Raw genomic sequence first — 17369 nt, 5'->3', positions numbered from 1 at the left:
AATAGTTGAAGACGCGCAGCGAGCGCGGCGCGAGGGTCAGGCGTAGGTGTCGATCAGCGTGCCGAGCATTTCGTCCGATGCTTTGGCCACTTTGACACCCAGTTCGACCTGATGCTTGCCCAGGGCCATTTCCACACTGCTGGTGGCCAGGTCCATCTGCTGGCTGCGATCGACCGCACGCAGACGCTCGGCCTGATAGTCACTGGACTGGCTGGTGGCTGCGCGTTCGACGGTGGTGTTGGCGATCTGGCTGGCGGCCTGATCGACGCGGTTCTGCCCGGCCTGGATCGCACCGAGCCCGGCGTAGAATGCTGAGTTGCCTGAGATTTCCATGTCGAAACTCCAATGAAGCTGAAGGCGAACAGCGCCTATTGAAGCAGACCTGCTGGCAAAAGGCCCGTTGAAATCGCTAATAGCATATTGCCACGCAATAGATTCAGGCTAGTCCAGCAGGTCCAGTTGCAAGTGATCAGCCACCGCTTCAGCCGTTACCTGCTTGAGCTTGGGTACCCGCCCCAGACACGGGGCTGGCAATCGTTCGGCAAGGCTCGCGAGGTTCTCTTCAAGACGCGAAGTGCGCGGATCGACAATGTTCGCAACCCAGCCGGCCAGTTGCAGTCCATCGCGGGCAATGGCTTCGGCGCTGAGCAAGGCATGGTTGATACAGCCCAGGCGCACGCCGACCACCAGAATCACCGGTAGCTTCAAAGCGATGGCCAGATCCGACAAGTTGGCCTGATCAGACAGCGGCACCCGCCAGCCACCGGCGCCTTCGACCAGAGTGAAATCAGCGCCCTGGGCCAGCACTGCGCGCATGGGTTCCAGCAAAGCCTGCACGCTCAGCACAATACCGGCTTCGCGGGCGGCCAGATGCGGGGCAATGGCGGGTTCGAAAGCGAAGGGATTGACCTGCTCGTAAGCCAGCTTGATCGAACTCTGGGCAATCAGCGCCAGGGCATCGTCATTGCGCAGCCCTTTGGCGCTGGCGCTGCATCCGGAGGCTACCGGTTTGGCGCCCAGCGTGCTCAGGCCCGCCAGCTGTGCCGCATGCAACAGCCCAGCGGCCACGGTGGTCTTGCCGACATCGGTGTCGGTTCCGGCAATGAAATAGGCTGGGCTCATCTCATTTCCCTTCAATCAGCGGCTTTTGCAGTACACCGTAGACCACTTGATAGGTGGCTGGCAGTCCTTGCGTTTGCCGAAATTGCTCATAGGCCTGCAACAGCCCCTGCATCCGCGCCCGTCCGGTCAGCCCGGCAGGACGGCCCGGGTTGAGATTGTGTGCGCCGAGGGCCTTGAGTTCATGGGTCAGGCTGCGCACATCAGGGTAGTACAGCACATGCGGGCGAGTTTCCAGCCCAAGAACCCGCAACTTACTCCCGGCACACAAACGCTGGTAGTCCTGCAGATGACGGAAGCGATTGACATGCGCCAGGCCATCGACCGCCTGCCAGCTCTCGCGCAGCTCATGCAATGTGCCAGCGCAAAGGCTGGCAAAGGCCAGCACCCCGCCCGGTTGCAGGACCCGTCGAGCTTCACTGAGCACGGCGCGAAAATCGCCACACCATTGCACCGCCAGGCTGGTAAAGATCAGTTCGACGCTGGCGTCCTGCATTGGCAAACGCTCGGCATCGCCAGCCACATGGTAGTGCGCCCCACCTTGCTCGCGTGCATGCTGGAGCATGCCCTCGGCGATATCCACGGCAACACCAGCGGCCTGCGGGAAGCGCTTGTGCAAGGCGCGGCTGAAATAGCCGGTGCCACTGCCCAGATCCAGCCAGCGTTGTGGCTCAATGCTGGTGGGCAGCTGTTCAAGCAATGCGTTACCCACGGCGCGCTGTAGTTCTGCAACGCTGTCGTAACTGGCGGCAGCACGCGAGAACGAGGCTGCGACCTGACGTTTGTCGGGCAAGGCGCCGGGCAGACCCGGTTGGGAAAGATCAGTCATCGCCACTCTCATGTACAAAGGCCTTTATCGCAGCCGCCAACTCATGAGGTGCTTCCATCACAAAACCATGAGCACTGTCTTCCAGCAGCCCGACTTCCACGTCGGGCAGTCCTTCAAGCAACACCCCGGCGACTTCAGCCGGCACCAGCCCGTCACGGCCGGCAAACAGGTGCAGTTGCGGGCCGCCATAGGCCTGCAACGCTGCCCGGGTATCAAGCTGGCCAAGCACTTCGAGCCCGGCCACCAGTTGCTCGGGAGCAGGCTCGGGCAGCGCCGCACCAAGCAAGCGGGCCAGGCTGCGCGGTTCTTCAGCGCCCTGGCTGCACAGCGAAATGAAGCGTTTGAGCGTGACCTGGGTGTGATAGCGGCAGCCTTCGAGGAAGGTCTGAAACGTGTCCGCAGGCATACCGTGAGGCCAGTCCGGGCGGCTGACGAAACTGAGGTTGCTGCCCAGGGTAATCAACCCGTAACAGTCATCCCCACGCCGTGCAGCCAGTTCGGCGGCGAGCATGCCGCCCAGCGACCAGCCGCCGAGCCAGGCATTGCGTGGCAATTGCCGGTCGAGCTGGTCGAGCCAGTCTTGCGGGTCATTCGACACCAGAGCAGGCAGGTCGTGGATCTCGACCTGCAAGCCGTGATCGATGGCGCGCAACGCCGCCACCAATGGTTGCAATGCCGATCGCCCCAGGCCCCAGCCCGGCAGAAGGACCAGTCGGTTACGCATCGGCAGGCTCCAGCAGCGGATAACAGTCGGACAATGCATCCAACAATAGCTGCACCTGAGCCGCACTGTGCGCCGCACTCAAGGTTACCCGCAGGCGCGCGCTGCCAGCGGGTACCGTCGGCGGACGGATCGCAGTGACCAGCAAGCCGCGTTCGCGCAGCATCTGCGAAAGACGCAAGGCCCGTGCACTGTCGCCGATCAGGATCGGTTGAATCGGGGTGAAGCTGTCCATCAACTGCAGGCCGATCTGCTCGGCACCACTGCGAAACTGCTGGATCAGCGCCGCCAGATGCTCTCGGCGCCAGTGCTCGCTGCGCAGCAGTTGCAGGCTGCGCAAGGTGGCACACGCCAACGCCGGTGGCTGGCTGGTGGTATAGATGTAGGGGCGGGCGAACTGGATCAGGCACTCGATCAGCTCCTCGCTGCCGGCGACAAAAGCACCGGCAGTACCGCACGCCTTGCCCAGCGTGCCGATCAGCACCGGCACCTGCTCGGTACCCAAGCCGAAATGCTCGACAATCCCGCCGCCGTTGCGCCCCAGCGTACCGAAGCCATGGGCATCATCGACCATCAGCCAGGCATCGCGGGCCTTGGCTGTCGCTGCCAAGGCTGGCAGGTCGGCAATGTCGCCATCCATGCTGAACACCCCGTCAGTGACCACCAGGGTATTGCCCAGCGCCTTGTCCAGGCGGCTGGCCAGGCTGTTCGCATCGTTGTGCAGGTACCGTTTGAAGCGCGCACCGCTGAGCAGCCCGGCATCAAGCAGCGAGGCATGATTGAGGCGGTCTTGCAGCACCGTGTCGCCCTGCCCCACCAGCGCCGTCAAGGCGCCAAGATTGGCCATGTAGCCTGTGGAAAACAGCAATGCGCGCGGTCGGCCAGTGAGTTCGGCCAGCGCCTCTTCGACCTCATGGTGCGGCGTGCTGTGGCCGATCACCAGGTGCGAAGCGCCACCGCCAACCCCCCAGCGCTCGGCACCGGCACGCCAGGCAGCGATCACTTCAGGGTGATTGGCCAGGCCCAGGTAGTCGTTGCTGCAAAAGGCCAACAATGGCTGACCATCGACCACCACCTGCGGCCCCTGGGGGGTCTGCAGTAATGGCCGCTGACGGTACAGGTCGGCAGCGCGGCGCTGCTCCAGCCGCGCACGAAGATCAAAAGCCATGGCCGCCTCAGGCCGAGGCGGCGTTGTAGAACAGCTCGCTGCTCTTCTGTTCGATCAGGGCCTGCTCGATGGCCGCCTGGTGGACTTCGTCGGCGTGCTCTTCACCGGCTTCAGGCTGAATGCCCAGGCGGGCGAACAGCTGCATGTCCTTGTCGGCCTGCGGGTTGGCGGTGGTCAGCAGTTTCTCGCCGTAGAAAATCGAGTTGGCGCCAGCAAAGAATGCCAGGGCCTGCATTTGCTCGTTCATCGCCTCACGTCCGGCCGACAGCCGCACATGGGATTTGGGCATCAGGATCCGCGCCACGGCGAGCATGCGGATAAAGTCGAACGGGTCGACCTCTTCGGCGTTTTCCAGCGGCGTACCGGCGACTTTTACCAGCATGTTGATCGGTACCGACTCCGGGTGCTCCGGCAGGTTGGCCAGCTGGATCAACAGGCCGGCGCGGTCGTCCAGCGACTCGCCCATGCCAAGGATCCCGCCCGAGCAGATCTTCATCCCGGCGTCACGTACATAGGACAGGGTTTGCAAGCGATCGCTGTAAGTACGGGTGGTGATGATACTGCCGTAGAACTCTGGCGAAGTATCGAGGTTGTGGTTGTAGTAGTCCAGCCCGGCTTCGGCCAGCGCCTGGGTCTGTTCCTGGTCGAGCTTGCCCAGGGTCATGCAGGTTTCCAGGCCCATGGCCTTGACCCCTTTGACCATCTGCAGCACGTAAGGCATGTCTTTGGCCGACGGGTGCTTCCAGGCCGCGCCCATGCAGAAGCGGGTAGAGCCGATGGCCTTGGCGCGAGCGGCCTCTTCGAGGACCTTCTGCACTTCCATCAGCTTCTGCTTTTCCAGCCCGGTGTTGTAGTGACCGGACTGCGGACAATATTTGCAATCTTCCGGGCAGGCGCCGGTCTTGATCGACAGCAGGGTCGAGACCTGAACGCGGTTGGCGTCGAAGTGCGCGCGGTGCACGGTCTGCGCCTGGAACAGCAAGTCATTGAACGGTTGCTGGAACAGCGCCTTGACCTCGGCCAGGGTCCAGTCGTGACGTGTTGTTGCAGTTGTGCTGGCGCTCATCGGCGGTTCCTTGTTTAGGCTTTGACTGGCGCCGGAACAGGATTGCCCGCCAGCGCATCACGGATAGCTCGCATAGTTAAGGAAGCTCGATGCACTGTCAACCACAACTCAAAAGCATGGTTTACAAGTGGTTAAATAATAACCATACCTGCCTACTGTGCAATGAAACCGCCGAACAGCCCTACCCGCTTTGCGTCGCCTGCGAAGCCGAACTGCCCTGGCTGGAAGATGGCTGCCAGGTCTGCGCCCTGCCCCTGCCGATGCACGGCTTGACGTGCGGCCAATGCAGCCGCCGTGCACCGGCTTTCTACCGGGTTGAGGCACCCTGGCACTACGGCTTTCCGCTGGATGCGCTGATCAGTCGGTTCAAGTACCACAGCCAGTGGCCACTCGGGTACTTGCTGGCACAGCTGCTCGGCCGCTGGCTGATGCATCGCTTCAGCGAGGGCCTGCCGCGTCCGGCACTGCTCCTGCCGGTGCCCCTGAGCCGTCGCCGCTTGCGCCAACGCGGCTACAACCAGGCTGCCATGCTCGCCCGCTGGCTGGCCACGCACACCGGTATCGCCTGCGACGATCGGATACTCAAGCGCCTGGTCGACACACCGGCGCAGCAGGGCCTCAACGCGCGGCAGCGCAAACGCAATTTACGCCAGGCCTTTACCGTGGAAAACGTCGACCGGCTGGAAGGTCGGCACCTGGCCCTTATCGACGATGTGCTGACCACCGGCGCCACCGCCCAAGCCCTGGCCAGCCTGCTGCTCAAGGCCGGTGCCCGCCGGGTCGACGTCTATTGTCTGGCACGCACCGCCAAGCCCGGCAGCGCTTGACTTGCTGTCAGGGTGCGGGCACTTTCGTAGTTGATATTTCCTTCCTGCCCGTGCCCGCACATGTCCTTGCCAGCCCTGCTTACTCAACACATTGTTCGCCGCCCGCAGCGGATCGCCTTGCTGCAACACATCGCCGAACAAGGCTCGATCACCCGTGCGGCGAAGAGCGCTGGCATGAGTTACAAAGCGGCGTGGGATGCCATCGACGAACTCAATAACCTGGCGGCCAGCCCTCTGGTGGAACGCAGTGTCGGTGGCCGCGGCGGCGGTGGCGCCAAGCTGTCACAGGAAGGCCAACGGGTGCTGCGCCTGTACCAGCGCCTGCAAGCGCTGCAGGCACAGATCCTGGAAGCCGCCGAAGACGCCAGCGACCTCGACCTGCTCGGTCGCCTGATGTTGCGCACCAGTGCCCGTAACCAGCTGCACGGACGGGTCAGCGCGGTCCAGGCCGAAGGGCATTACGACCGCATCAGCCTGGCCTTGGCCAACGAATTGAGTATCGACGCGCTGATTACTCGCGACAGCACCCAACGCCTGGAACTGACCCCAGGGACCGCGGTGGTGGCCTTGATCAAGGCTGGCTGGTTGACGCTACTCAGCCCACAGGAACTTCCACTGCAAGGCTACAACTGCCTGCAAGCGAGGGTCGAGGCATTAATCGACGAACCTCAACGGCCGACTGAAGTACGCCTGACGTTGAGCAACGGGCAAACCCTCTGTACCTTCGCTGAACCTGCCTGGCTCAACGCCCATGCAGTGGTCGCGGGAAGCAACCTACGCGTTCAGTTTCAACCGTCCTACGTACTTATCGGAACGCCTTTGTAAAACCGACACAAAACCGTCATAAGTGCTGACTAAGGTGACTGCCAAACCCGCAGGAAGCCTGTCATGAACCTATTAGAAGAACACCAGTCCACCGACCTCGAACAGCTGGTCAGCCTGAGTCGCCGTCGTTTCATCGGAGCGGGTGCCCTGTGCGGCGCCGCCCTGTTTCTGGGTGGCAGTCTGCTCAGCCGTAGCGTCATGGCCGCCAGTGTCAGCGCAGCCAATAGCAGCCTGCTCGGCTTTACCAGCATCCCCAGTGCCACCGCCGACAGCATCAGCCTGCCCCCTGGCTACAAGGCCTCGGTACTGATCAGCTGGGGCCAGCCACTGCATGCCGACGCCCCGGCCTTCGATGCCTCCGGCCAGGGCACAGCCAGGGCCCAGGAACTGCAGTTCGGTGACAACAATGACGGCATGAGCCTGTTCCCCTTCCCGAACGATGACAATCGGGCGTTGATGGCCATCAACAACGAATACACCAACTACCGCTATCTGTTCGCTCACGGTGGGCAACCGGCCTCCGCCGAAGACGTGCACAAGGCCCAGGCTGCCGAAGGCGTATCGGTGATCGAGGTCAAACGCAGCAATGGCCAATGGCAGTTCGTCCAGGGTTCGCCCTACAACCGGCGCATCCACGGCAACTCGCCGATCCGCGTCAGCGGCCCGGCGGCGGGCGATGCCTGGATGAAGACCGCGGCCGACAACAGCGGTCGCAAGGTGCTCGGCACGTTCCAGAACTGCGCCAACGGCAAGACCCCCTGGGGCACTTACCTGACCTGTGAAGAGAACTTCACCGACTGCTTCGGCAGCAGCAATCCGGAGCAAGCGTTCGATGCGGGGCAGAAACGCTACGGGGCCACGATCGACAGCAAGGAAATCGGCTGGCACCCGCACGACCCGCGTTTCGACCTGGCAAAGAACCCCAATGAACTGAACCGTCATGGCTGGGTGGTGGAGATCGATCCGTTCGACCCGGATTCGACCCCGGTAAAACGCACTGCTCTGGGCCGCTTCAAACATGAAAACGCCGCCCTCGGCGAAACCCGCGATGGTCGGGCGGTGGTCTATATGGGCGACGATGAGCGCGGTGAGTTCATCTACAAATTCATCAGCCGCGACCGCATCGACCACAAGAACCCCAGCGCCAACCGCAGCCTGCTTGACCACGGCACCCTGTATGTCGCGCGTTTCGACGATGGCGACCAGAACGCCGACCATCCGCGAGGCAAAGGCCAGTGGCTGGAACTGACCCACGGCAAGAACGGCCTGATTGCCGCCAACGGTTTTGCCAGCCAGGCCCAGGTCCTGATCCACGCGCGCCTGGCCGCCAGCCAGCTCAAGGCAACACGCATGGACCGCCCGGAGTGGATTGTGCTCAGCCCCAAGGATGGCCAGGTCTATTGCACCCTGACCAACAACGTCAAACGCGGGGAAGAAGGCCAACCGGCAGGCGGCCCCAACCCACGTGAGAAAAATCTCTACGGGCAGATCCTGCGCTGGCGCGAAAGTGAAAATGACCACGGCGCCATGAGTTTCGACTGGGACCTGTTCGTGGTCGCCGGCAACCCTTCGGTACACCCTGATGATGCCAAGGGCGGCTCAAGCAACATTACCCCGCAGAACATGTTCAACAGCCCGGACGGGCTGGGCTTCGACCCGGATGGCCGGTTGTGGATCCTCACCGATGGCGACTACAGCAATAGCGGTGATTTTGCCGGCATGGGCAATAACCAGATGCTCTGTGCCGACCCGGTCAGCGGCGAGATTCGGCGCTTCATGGTCGGGCCGGTGGCTTGTGAGGTAACCGGTATCGCTTTTGCGCCAGACCAACGCACCTTGTTCGTGGGGATTCAGCATCCAGGTGAAACTGGCGGCTCGACCTTTCCCGAGCACTTGCCCAATGGCAAGCCGCGTTCGTCGGTAATGGCGATCAGCCGGGAAGATGGTGGCATCGTCGGGACCTGATTGCCGAGGCACTGCCTGTGGGAGCGGGCTTGCCCCGCGATGCGATGTGACTGACAAACCGCAATCGCGGGGCAAGCCCGCTCCCACCACTGAATGTGCGATACCATGCAGGGAACCGCACAGCAGGAGCTGACATGTCGCACCCCTTCGAAACCCTCACCCCCGACCTGGTCCTCGATGCTGTGGAGAGCATCGGCTTTCTCAGCGATGCCCGCGTTCTGGCACTCAACAGCTACGAGAACCGCGTCTACCAGGTAGGTATCGAAGAGTCTGAGCCGCTGATCGCCAAGTTCTATCGCCCGGACCGTTGGACCGACGCGGCGATTCTCGAGGAGCACAGCTTCACCGCCGAACTGGCCGAGTGCGAAGTCCCGGTCGTAGCGCCACTTATCCACAATGGCAAAACCCTGTTCGAACACAGCGGCTTTCGCTTCACTCTATTCCCCCGCCGTGGTGGCCGCGCCCCGGAACCTGGCAACCTCGACCAGCTCTATCGCCTGGGCCAGTTGCTCGGACGCCTGCATGCGGTCGGCGCCACCCGCCCGTTCGAGCACCGTGAAGCCCTGACAGTGGATAACTTCGGCCACGCCTCGCTGGCCACTTTGCTTGAAGGCAATTTCGTGCCCAAAAGCCTGCTGCCAGCCTTTGAGTCAGTCGCCCGCGACCTGCTCAAACGGGTCGAGGCCATTTATGCCAGCACCCCGCACAAGACGATCCGCCTGCACGGTGACTGCCATCCCGGCAACATGATGTGCCGCGACGAGGTCTTTCACATCGTCGACCTCGATGACTGCCGCATGGGCCCCGCCGTCCAGGACCTGTGGATGATGCTTGCCGGCGACCGTCATGAACGCCTGGGCCAGCTGGCCGAACTGATGGATGGCTACAACGAGTTCCACGATTTCGACCCGCGCGAGCTGGCCCTGATCGAGCCTCTGCGCGCCCTGCGTCTGTTGCACTACAGCGCCTGGCTGGCGCGGCGCTGGGACGACCCGGCATTTCCGCGCAGCTTCCCCTGGTTCGGCCAGGAGCGTTACTGGGGCGATCAGATTCTCGCCCTGCGCGAACAGATGGCGGCACTGGATGAAGAACCGCTGAAATTGTTCTGAAGCCCGCCCAAGTCTGTCTACAATAGCGGTGCTTTTAGATAGCTGCCTAAGCAAGGAATCTGCATGCACGCTGCCAACCCGCGCCGCGGGTACATTCTGGGCCTGAGTGCCTACATCATCTGGGGCTTGTTCCCGCTGTACTTCAAAGCGCTGCAAAGCGTTCCAGCGGTGGAAATCATTGTCCACCGCGTGCTCTGGTCGGCATTGTTCGGCTCGTTGCTGTTGCTGGTCTGGAAGCATCCGGGCTGGTGGCGCGAACTGCGCGAGAATCCCAAGCGCCTGGCGATCCTGGCCCTCAGTGGCTCTCTGATTGCCGGCAACTGGCTGACCTATGTCTGGTCGGTGAACAGCGGGCGCATGCTTGAAGCCAGCCTGGGCTACTACATCAACCCGCTGATCAACGTGCTGCTGGGCATGTTGCTGCTGGGTGAGCGCCTGCGGCGCCTGCAGTGGGTTGCCGTAGGCCTGGCGGCACTCGGGGTGGCCCAGCAGGTCTGGCAAGTCGGCAGCCTGCCCTGGGTTTCGCTGGTGCTGGCGCTGAGCTTCGGCTTCTATGGTCTGATCCGCAAGCAGGCACCGGTCGCAGCCTTACCGGGATTGGTGGTGGAAACCTGGATGCTGGTACCGCTGGCCATCGGCTGGCTGCTGCTCAATCCCATGGCCCACAGCGCTCAAGCTAGCTTCTACACCAGCAGCGAAGCACTCTGGCTGATCGCCGCCGGCCCGGTGACACTGGTACCACTGGTTTGTTTCAACGCTGCCGCTCGCCACCTGCCCTACACCACGCTGGGCTTCCTGCAGTACCTGGCGCCGACGCTGGTGTTGCTGCAAGCGGTACTGCTGTTTGGCGAACACCTGTCGAGCAGTACACTGGTTGCCTTCATGTTCATCTGGGCCGGTCTGGCCCTCTACAGCGTCGATGCCTGGCTGAGCTTGCGCCGGCGCAGCTGATCAAAAAACATACAAATCTCTGCAGGCCACGCAGTACGTGGCCTGCAGCAACCTCTCCCAAGGTTATCCACACCCTCATCCCCGTGCTTTGTGCACAAGCCACTGATAATTGGTGGTTTTTTGCTCAACTACAGCAAAGCCACGGCCCGCCTGGGCTGGCGCAGGCTTCCCCCAGCTTATCCACAGGCCGGTCCCCGACAAACCGGGATAACTATTCTTCCGGCCGCAGCTTGAGTTCCACCATCAGGTCATCCGCCAGCGCCTCAAGCTTGGCCTGAAGCACATCCAGAGAAAGGGTCAAAGGCATCGCTAACAAGGCATCGGCATGAAACAACGGCTCGCTGCTCATGGGCGCTGGACTCACCTCGGTGGTCAGACGCTCGACATTGACGCCCAGATCGGCCAGCAAACGGGTGATATCACGCACGATACCCGGACGATCATTACCGACCAGTTCCATGGCAATCGGCTTCCAGGTACAGGACGGCTCGATGCCGCTTTTGGCAATCAGCACGCGAATATCATATTTGCCCAAGGCTTCCAGGGCCCGGACCAGCTCTTCGTAGGACTCAGCCGGCACCGCTACCTTGAGGATCCCGGCAAACTGCCCGGCCATCCGCGACATGCGGCTCTCCAACCAGTTACCGTTATGCTCGGCAATGCATTCAGCGATACGTTCGACCTGGCCGGCTTTGTCGGGGGCGATCACTGTCAGTACGAGATGATCCACGCGGTAACCCTCTGCATTTAAAGGTTAGGCCCCTGAAATCAAAGGGCGCGGAGAAAGTATAGGCAAGGCGCGGCAACCTGCCGCAGCAGCCTTCAAAGACTAATCGTGTACTGTTTCAAGATTTATCTGGAACAATCTGCCACTTTTTTGAGAACATACTGACTCCCAGCGTGACCCTCTGCGACTAATTGGTCGCAGAACGACGTATTTAGTCTGATTTTCACAAGCGCAGCGCATCATGTAGTATGCCGCAGCGCGGACTACAAAACGTCGAATCGATGTCTGCCAAGGCGCCTGCGAAAATACGCAACCGCTCGCCAGCCTGTCTGGCTGGCCGCACCCAGCCGCCCATCGGGCATGTTCTGGTGCCGTGTTTAGAGAAGCGCGTAAGGCTTAAATAGAAGAGCAATAGCTGAGCAGAGTGAGGCAAGCAATGACTGAACACGTTCAAGTCGGTGGCCTTCAGGTCGCCAAAGTCCTGTTCGACTTCGTGAACAACGAAGCCATTCCCGGAACTGGCGTCAACGCCGAGCAGTTCTGGGTGGGGGCAGAAAAGATCATCAACGACCTCGCTCCAAAGAACAAAGCACTGCTGGCCAAACGTGACGCACTGCAGGCACAGATCGATGCCTGGCATCAGGCGCGCAAAGGCCAGGCTCACGATGCCGTGGCTTACAAAGCCTTCCTCCAGGACATCGGTTATCTGCTGCCAGAAGCTGCAGACTTCCAGGCCTCGACCCAGAACGTCGACGACGAAATTGCCCGCATGGCCGGCCCGCAACTGGTTGTACCCGTGATGAATGCGCGCTTCGCCCTGAACGCCTCCAACGCTCGCTGGGGCTCGCTGTACGATGCCCTGTACGGCACCGACGCGATCAGCGAAGCCGGTGGCGCGGAAAAAGGCAAAGGCTACAACAAGGTTCGCGGCGACAAGGTGATTGCTTTCGCCCGCGCCTTCCTCGACGAGTCCGTCCCCCTGGCTGCCGGCTCGCATGTCGACTCCACGGCCTACCGTATCGAAGGCGGCAAGCTGGTTGTTGCCCTCAAAGGTGGCAGCAACAGTGGCCTGCGCAATGACGCCCAGCTGATCGGCTACCAGGGCGACGCCACGGCACCGACCGCCATTCTGCTCAAGCACAATGGCCTGCATTTCGAAATCCAGGTCGATGCCAGCACCCCGGTCGGCCAGACCGACGCTGCCGGAGTCAAGGACGTGCTGATGGAAGCCGCCCTGACCACCATCATGGACTGCGAAGATTCGGTTGCCGCAGTCGATGCCGATGACAAGGTGCTGATCTACCGCAACTGGCTCGGCCTGATGAAGGGCGATCTGTCGGAAAGCGTCAGCAAAGGCGGCCAGACCTTTACCCGGACCATGAACCCGGACCGCGAGTACAGCGCACCGAACGGTGGCACTGTCACCCTGCACGGTCGCTCGCTGCTGTTCGTACGTAACGTCGGCCACCTGATGACCAGCGACGCCATCCTCGACAAGGACGGCAACGAGGTGCCTGAAGGCATTCTCGACGGCCTGGTCACCAACCTTGCCGCGATCCACAACCTCAACGGCAACACCAGCCGCAAGAACAGCCGTACCGGTTCGGTCTACATCGTTAAACCGAAGATGCACGGCCCTGAAGAAGCGGCATTCACCAACGAGCTGTTCGGTCGCATCGAAGACGTGCTGGGCATGAAGCGTAATACGCTGAAGGTCGGCATCATGGACGAGGAGCGCCGTACCACGGTCAACCTCAAGGCCTGTATCGAAGCGGCCAAGGAACGTGTGGTGTTCATCAACACCGGCTTCCTCGACCGGACCGGCGACGAAATCCACACCTCCATGGAAGCTGGCGCTGTAGTACGCAAGGGCGCCATGAAAACCCAGAAGTGGATCGCTGCCTACGAGAACTCCAACGTCGATATCGGCCTGGCCACCGGTCTGCAAGGCCGCGCCCAGATCGGTAAAGGCATGTGGGCCATGCCGGACCTGATGGCGGACATGCTCGAGCAGAAGATCGCCCACCCGCTGGCCGGTGCCAACACCGCCTGGGTACCGTCGCCGACCGCCGCCGCGCTGCATGCGCTGCACTACCACAAGGTCGATGTATTCGCCCGCCAGGCAGAACTGGCCAAGCGCGCACCGGCATCTGTGGATGACATCCTGACCATCCCGCTGGCGACTGACACCAACTGGTCGGACGAAGAGATCCGCAACGAGCTGGACAACAACGCCCAGGGCATCCTCGGCTACGTTGTACGCTGGATCGATCAGGGCGTGGGCTGCTCGAAAGTGCCGGATATCAATGACGTCGGCCTGATGGAAGACCGCGCCACCCTGCGCATTTCCGCGCAGTTGCTGGCCAACTGGCTGCGCCACGGTATCGTCAGCGAGGCACAGGTACTGGAAAGCCTCAAGCGCATGGCACCGGTGGTCGACAAGCAGAACGCCAACGACCCACTGTACCGCCCGCTGGCACCGAACTTCGACAACAACATCGCCTTCCAGGCGGCGGTCGAACTGGTGGTAGAAGGCACCAAGCAGCCGAACGGCTACACCGAACCGGTGCTGCATCGCCGTCGTCGTGAGTTCAAAGCCAAGAACGGTCTGTAAATAGCTCATCGCGGGGCAAGCCCGCTCCCACAGGTTTGTGATAACCCTGTGGGAGCGGGCTTGCCCCGCGATAAGCTTCAAAACACCCCCAACTCCTTGCGCACCAGCTCCAACAACTTGTCCAGATCGATTGGCTTGAGCAAAAAGTCGACGACACTCAAATGCATCGCCGCTATGGCGTCTGGCACGTCGGCATCACCGGACACGATGACGATCGGCAACGCCGCTTTGTCCGATTCGCGAATCTGCCGGATCAGCTCCAGGCCATCAAACGGCTGCATACGTAAGTCAGTAATCAACAGGCCGATACTCCGCTCGCGCTTCAGGCAAGCCAGTGCCTGCTCGGCATTTTCCGCTATTACGCACTTGATACCCTTGGCTTTCAGGTAACTGGCCAACGCCTCGCGAGCCTCCTGATTGTCATCGACGATCAATACCTTCTGTGGCGCGGCCCGCGGCGCCGTAACCGTTGCCAGCGCTTCACGCTCGGCATCACTCAGTATGTCTTCTTGGTCGGGCATGACTGTCTCATCATCAATGACTTGCAAAATATCCCTCGAATCAAGTTCAGACTGCTTTTGCTCGCCTTGCAACCCGCCTCTCGTCGACAATTTGACACCCGTCGCGTTTCTCACCCTGCCCGTCGCGCCTTTTAGACTTACGTCCAATGGGCACTGGGCACCCTGCAGCCGACCATGAGGGTCGAAAACAACAAGGTCGATGTATACAAGGTCGACACAAAGACGCGGTAATGCTCATGAGCAAAATGGACGCCTTCTCCCAAGCTGGCAAAACTGCAGTACTGCAGAACATTCAGGGGACCCTGCAATTCTTGCAGCGTTTCCCACCCTTCAACCAGATGGAGAACGCCCACCTGGCGTTTCTCGTCGAGCAGTGCCAACTGCGTTTCTATGCAGCCAATGACAGCATCATCAAGCCCAGCGACGGACCGGTCGAACACTTCTACATCGTCAAGCAGGGCCGGGTGGTCGGCGAACGCCAGCACGTCTCCCGCCCCGGCACCGAAACCACCTTCGAGATCACCACTGGCGAATGCTTTCCCATTGCCGCCCTGCTCGGCGAACGCGCTACCCGCACTGAACACCTGGCAGGTGAAGACACCTTCTGTCTGCAACTGAACAAAGCGGCATTCATTCGCCTGTTCGCCCTTTCCGACGTGTTTCGCGATTTTGCCCTGCGCGGCGTCAGCAGCCTGCTCGACCAGGTCAATCAACAGGTCCAGCGTCAAGCGGTGGAAACCCTCGGCACGCAGTACTCGCTCAATACCCGCCTGGGTGAGCTGGCCATGCGTCACCCGGTGGTCTGCGAACGGCACACACCGCTGCGCGAGGCCGTGACCCTGATGCACGAGCAGCAGGTCGGCAGCATCGTGATCGTCGATGAGCAGCGCTTTGCGGTTGGTATCTTCACCCTGCGCGACCTGCGCCAGGTGGTAGCCGACGCCAGCGTTGACTTTGCCCAGCCGATCGCCGGCCATATGACCCACGATCCGTTCTACCTGAGCCCCCAGGCCAGCGCTTTCGACGCAGCCATTGCCATGACCGAACGGCACATCGCCCACGTCTGCCTGGTCGAGGACAAGCGCCTGTGCGGCGTGGTCTCCGAGCGCGACCTGTTTTCCCTGCAACGCGTCGACCTGGTCCACCTGGCGCGGACCATTCGCCATGCCACCCGGATCGAAAATCTGGTGTCGCTGCGTGGCGAGATCAGCCAACTGGTCGAACGCATGCTGGCCCACGGCGCGTCTTCAACGCAGATTACGCAGATCATCACCCTGCTCAACGACCATACCGTCTGCCGGGTAATCGAACTGGCGATCGAGGACAAAGGCGATCCGGGCGTACCCTTCAGCTGGCTGTGCTTTGGCAGTGAAGGCCGGCGCGAACAGACCCTGCACACCGACCAGGACAACGGCATTCTGTTCGAGGCTCGCGATGCCGCCCACGCCGCCGAGATCCGTGGCCGCCTGTTGCCGCTGGCGCAACACATCAACCAGGGTCTGGCGCAATGCGGCTTTACCCTGTGCAAGGGCAACATCATGGCCGGTAACCCCGAGCTGTGCCTGTCCCGTGCCGAATGGGCGCGGCGCTTCGCCGCCTTTATTCGTGAAGCCACACCGGAAAACCTGCTGGCCTCAAGCATCTATTTCGACCTGCGGGTGGTCTGGGGCGACGACAATGCGTGCGAACAGCTGCGCCAAAGCATTCTTGAGCAAGTCGCCGATAACCGCCTGTTCCAACGCATGATGGCCGCCAATGCCTTGCGCCAGCGGCCACCGGTCGGGCGCTTGCGTGAATTCGTATTGACCCGTCAGGGCAATGACAAGGCCGCCACCCTGGACCTCAAGGTCCAGGGCCTGACACCATTCGTCGACGGCGCCCGTTTGCTGGCTCTGGCCAACGGCATCAGCGCCAACAACACCCTGGAACGCCTGCGCGAACTGGTGACCCGGGAAGTCATCGACCCGCTTGATGGCGCCGCCTATGAAGAGGCCTACCACTTCATCCAGCAAACCCGCATGCAGCAACACCAGTTACAAAGTCGGCAGCATCTGCCGTACTCCAACCGCGTCGATCCGGACAGCCTCAACCATCTCGACAGACGTATCCTGCGTGAATCCCTGCGCCAGGCCCAACGCCTGCAGAGCAGCCTGGCCCTGAGGTATCAGCTGTGAGCCTGTTCACCTGGCTACGGCCCCGACAGATCAACGAGCGCTTACGTCAGCGGGTAGCGCAGCTGGCACCTGCGGCCCCGCTCAGCGAAGACTCGCTGCGCAGTCAGCGCTGGGTGGTACTGGATCTGGAAACCAGTGGCCTGAATACCCAGCGCGACCAGGTCCTGTCGATTGGCGCGGTAGTCATCGAAGACGGCGCGATCGACTTCAGTCAGCAATTCGAGCGCACCTTGTACCAGCGCGATCACAAGCTGACCTCCAGCGTACTGATCCATGGCCTGGGGCCCAGCGCCATCGCCGCTGGCTGCGATCCGGCCGAGGCGCTGCTTGAGCTGATGAGTTTCATAGGTGACAGCCCGGTGTTGGCCTTCCACGCGCCTTTCGACCAGCGCATGCTCAGCCGCGCGCTGAAAGACAACCTGGGCTATCGCCTGCAGCACCCGTTCTTCGACGTGGCTGAACTGGCACCGCTGCTGAACCCGCAGATCACCCTGCGCGAGGCCGGGCTGGATGACTGGACCGCCTGTTTCGGCCTGGAAGCGATCGAGCGGCACAACGCCAGTGCCGATGCCATGGTCACCGCCGAACTGGCCCTGATCCTCTTCAGCCAGGCCCGGCGCCAGCACCTGGACAGCCCGGCGCAGCTGGACCAGCACCTGCAGCGGTGGCGGCGGCGAAAGCAACAAAGCCACGGCTTGTAGCGCCATCCGATAAGCGTCAATTGCGTTCCACAAGATGATTCTGTAACAATCG

16 protein-coding genes are annotated in these 17369 nt (G+C 61.7%); 8 read left to right on the top strand and 8 right to left on the bottom strand.

Annotation, left to right across the window (positions count from 1 at the left end; all coding sequences use genetic code 11):
- Positions 1-36 precede the first annotated feature (36 nt).
- From C6382_RS15975 to bioB, 6 genes are all read right to left on the bottom strand, one after another.
- Positions 37-333: a hypothetical protein gene (locus C6382_RS15975; protein WP_038605964.1), complete on the bottom strand. Its 297-nt coding sequence runs from the start codon at positions 331-333 to the stop codon at positions 37-39.
- A gap of 108 nt (positions 334-441) precedes the next feature.
- Positions 442-1122 (bottom strand): dethiobiotin synthase, encoded by a 681-nt coding sequence (gene bioD / locus C6382_RS15970; protein ID WP_107025370.1) that lies wholly within the window; start codon positions 1120-1122, stop codon positions 442-444.
- 1 nt (position 1123) lies between these two features.
- A complete protein-coding gene (bioC, locus tag C6382_RS15965) occupies positions 1124-1948 on the bottom strand; it encodes a malonyl-ACP O-methyltransferase BioC (RefSeq protein ID WP_107025369.1) in 825 nt (274 codons plus the stop codon).
- Positions 1941-2672 (bottom strand): alpha/beta fold hydrolase, encoded by a 732-nt coding sequence (locus tag C6382_RS15960; protein WP_107025368.1) that lies wholly within the window; start codon positions 2670-2672, stop codon positions 1941-1943. The genes bioC and C6382_RS15960 overlap by 8 nt, the downstream gene beginning before the upstream one ends.
- On the bottom strand, positions 2665-3837 hold the full coding sequence (bioF, locus tag C6382_RS15955) for an 8-amino-7-oxononanoate synthase (RefSeq protein WP_107025367.1): 1173 nt from the start codon (positions 3835-3837) through the stop codon (positions 2665-2667). The genes C6382_RS15960 and bioF overlap by 8 nt, the downstream gene beginning before the upstream one ends.
- Before the next feature lie 7 nt (positions 3838-3844).
- Positions 3845-4903: a biotin synthase BioB gene (gene bioB, locus C6382_RS15950; RefSeq protein ID WP_107025366.1), complete on the bottom strand. Its 1059-nt coding sequence runs from the start codon at positions 4901-4903 to the stop codon at positions 3845-3847.
- Positions 4904-4992: 89 nt separating this feature from the next.
- Here bioB and C6382_RS15945 point away from each other — a divergent pair, with 89 nt between their 5' ends.
- From C6382_RS15945 to rarD, 5 genes are all read left to right on the top strand, one after another.
- Positions 4993-5730 carry a ComF family protein gene (locus tag C6382_RS15945; protein ID WP_107025365.1) on the top strand — a complete coding sequence of 246 codons (738 nt, stop codon included), beginning with the start codon at positions 4993-4995 and terminating at the stop codon, positions 5728-5730.
- Positions 5731-5790: 60 nt separating this feature from the next.
- Positions 5791-6555 carry a TOBE domain-containing protein gene (locus C6382_RS15940; RefSeq protein ID WP_107025364.1) on the top strand — a complete coding sequence of 255 codons (765 nt, stop codon included), beginning with the start codon at positions 5791-5793 and terminating at the stop codon, positions 6553-6555.
- A gap of 63 nt (positions 6556-6618) precedes the next feature.
- Positions 6619-8520 carry a PhoX family phosphatase gene (locus C6382_RS15935; RefSeq protein WP_107025363.1) on the top strand — a complete coding sequence of 634 codons (1902 nt, stop codon included), beginning with the start codon at positions 6619-6621 and terminating at the stop codon, positions 8518-8520.
- 134 nt (positions 8521-8654) lie between these two features.
- Positions 8655-9629 (top strand): serine/threonine protein kinase, encoded by a 975-nt coding sequence (locus tag C6382_RS15930; RefSeq protein WP_107025362.1) that lies wholly within the window; start codon positions 8655-8657, stop codon positions 9627-9629.
- A 63-nt stretch (positions 9630-9692) separates the two neighbouring features.
- Complete coding sequence (rarD, locus tag C6382_RS15925) at positions 9693-10580, top strand: EamA family transporter RarD (RefSeq protein ID WP_107025361.1); 888 nt, start codon at positions 9693-9695, stop codon at positions 10578-10580.
- Between the two features lie 211 nt (positions 10581-10791).
- Here rarD and C6382_RS15920 read toward each other — a convergent pair whose 3' ends face one another.
- Complete coding sequence (locus C6382_RS15920) at positions 10792-11310, bottom strand: glycine cleavage system protein R (RefSeq protein WP_107025360.1); 519 nt, start codon at positions 11308-11310, stop codon at positions 10792-10794.
- A gap of 433 nt (positions 11311-11743) precedes the next feature.
- On the opposite strand from C6382_RS15920, the gene C6382_RS15915 reads away from it, so the two are divergent.
- Entirely contained in the window at positions 11744-13921 is a 2178-nt protein-coding gene (locus tag C6382_RS15915; protein WP_107025359.1) for a malate synthase G, read from the top strand.
- A 77-nt stretch (positions 13922-13998) separates the two neighbouring features.
- Here C6382_RS15915 and C6382_RS15910 read toward each other — a convergent pair whose 3' ends face one another.
- Positions 13999-14442, bottom strand: a complete 444-nt coding sequence (locus tag C6382_RS15910; RefSeq protein WP_107025358.1) for a response regulator — start codon at positions 14440-14442, stop codon at positions 13999-14001.
- Between the two features lie 236 nt (positions 14443-14678).
- On the opposite strand from C6382_RS15910, the gene C6382_RS15905 reads away from it, so the two are divergent.
- Entirely contained in the window at positions 14679-16616 is a 1938-nt protein-coding gene (locus C6382_RS15905) for a DUF294 nucleotidyltransferase-like domain-containing protein (RefSeq protein WP_107025396.1), read from the top strand.
- Positions 16613-17317 (top strand): PolC-type DNA polymerase III, encoded by a 705-nt coding sequence (locus tag C6382_RS15900; protein ID WP_107025357.1) that lies wholly within the window; start codon positions 16613-16615, stop codon positions 17315-17317. The genes C6382_RS15905 and C6382_RS15900 overlap by 4 nt, the downstream gene beginning before the upstream one ends.
- Positions 17318-17369: the final 52 nt, after the last annotated feature.

This window comes from Pseudomonas sp. BBP2017 (assembly GCF_003024385.1).
GTDB lineage: Bacteria > Pseudomonadota > Gammaproteobacteria > Pseudomonadales > Pseudomonadaceae > Aquipseudomonas.
The sequence above is the reverse complement of the archived record's forward strand: the minus strand, read 5'-3'. Positions and strand labels throughout refer to the sequence as shown.

What these genes read in the sequence shown, in the direction of transcription:
- C6382_RS15975 (WP_038605964.1), bottom strand. Translation starts at nt 333, where the DNA reads ATGGAAATCTCAGGCAACTCAGCATTCTACGCCGGGCTCGGTGCGATC.
- bioD (WP_107025370.1), bottom strand. Translation starts at nt 1,122, where the DNA reads ATGAGCCCAGCCTATTTCATTGCCGGAACCGACACCGATGTCGGCAAG.
- bioC (WP_107025369.1), bottom strand. Translation starts at nt 1,948, where the DNA reads ATGACTGATCTTTCCCAACCGGGTCTGCCCGGCGCCTTGCCCGACAAA.
- C6382_RS15960 (WP_107025368.1), bottom strand. Translation starts at nt 2,672, where the DNA reads ATGCGTAACCGACTGGTCCTTCTGCCGGGCTGGGGCCTGGGGCGATCG.
- bioF (WP_107025367.1), bottom strand. Translation starts at nt 3,837, where the DNA reads ATGGCTTTTGATCTTCGTGCGCGGCTGGAGCAGCGCCGCGCTGCCGAC.
- bioB (WP_107025366.1), bottom strand. Translation starts at nt 4,903, where the DNA reads ATGAGCGCCAGCACAACTGCAACAACACGTCACGACTGGACCCTGGCC.
- C6382_RS15945 (WP_107025365.1), top strand. Translation starts at nt 4,993, where the DNA reads ATGCACTGTCAACCACAACTCAAAAGCATGGTTTACAAGTGGTTAAAT.
- C6382_RS15940 (WP_107025364.1), top strand. Translation starts at nt 5,791, where the DNA reads ATGTCCTTGCCAGCCCTGCTTACTCAACACATTGTTCGCCGCCCGCAG.
- C6382_RS15935 (WP_107025363.1), top strand. Translation starts at nt 6,619, where the DNA reads ATGAACCTATTAGAAGAACACCAGTCCACCGACCTCGAACAGCTGGTC.
- C6382_RS15930 (WP_107025362.1), top strand. Translation starts at nt 8,655, where the DNA reads ATGTCGCACCCCTTCGAAACCCTCACCCCCGACCTGGTCCTCGATGCT.
- rarD (WP_107025361.1), top strand. Translation starts at nt 9,693, where the DNA reads ATGCACGCTGCCAACCCGCGCCGCGGGTACATTCTGGGCCTGAGTGCC.
- C6382_RS15915 (WP_107025359.1), top strand. Translation starts at nt 11,744, where the DNA reads ATGACTGAACACGTTCAAGTCGGTGGCCTTCAGGTCGCCAAAGTCCTG.
- C6382_RS15910 (WP_107025358.1), bottom strand. Translation starts at nt 14,442, where the DNA reads ATGCCCGACCAAGAAGACATACTGAGTGATGCCGAGCGTGAAGCGCTG.
- C6382_RS15905 (WP_107025396.1), top strand. Translation starts at nt 14,679, where the DNA reads ATGAGCAAAATGGACGCCTTCTCCCAAGCTGGCAAAACTGCAGTACTG.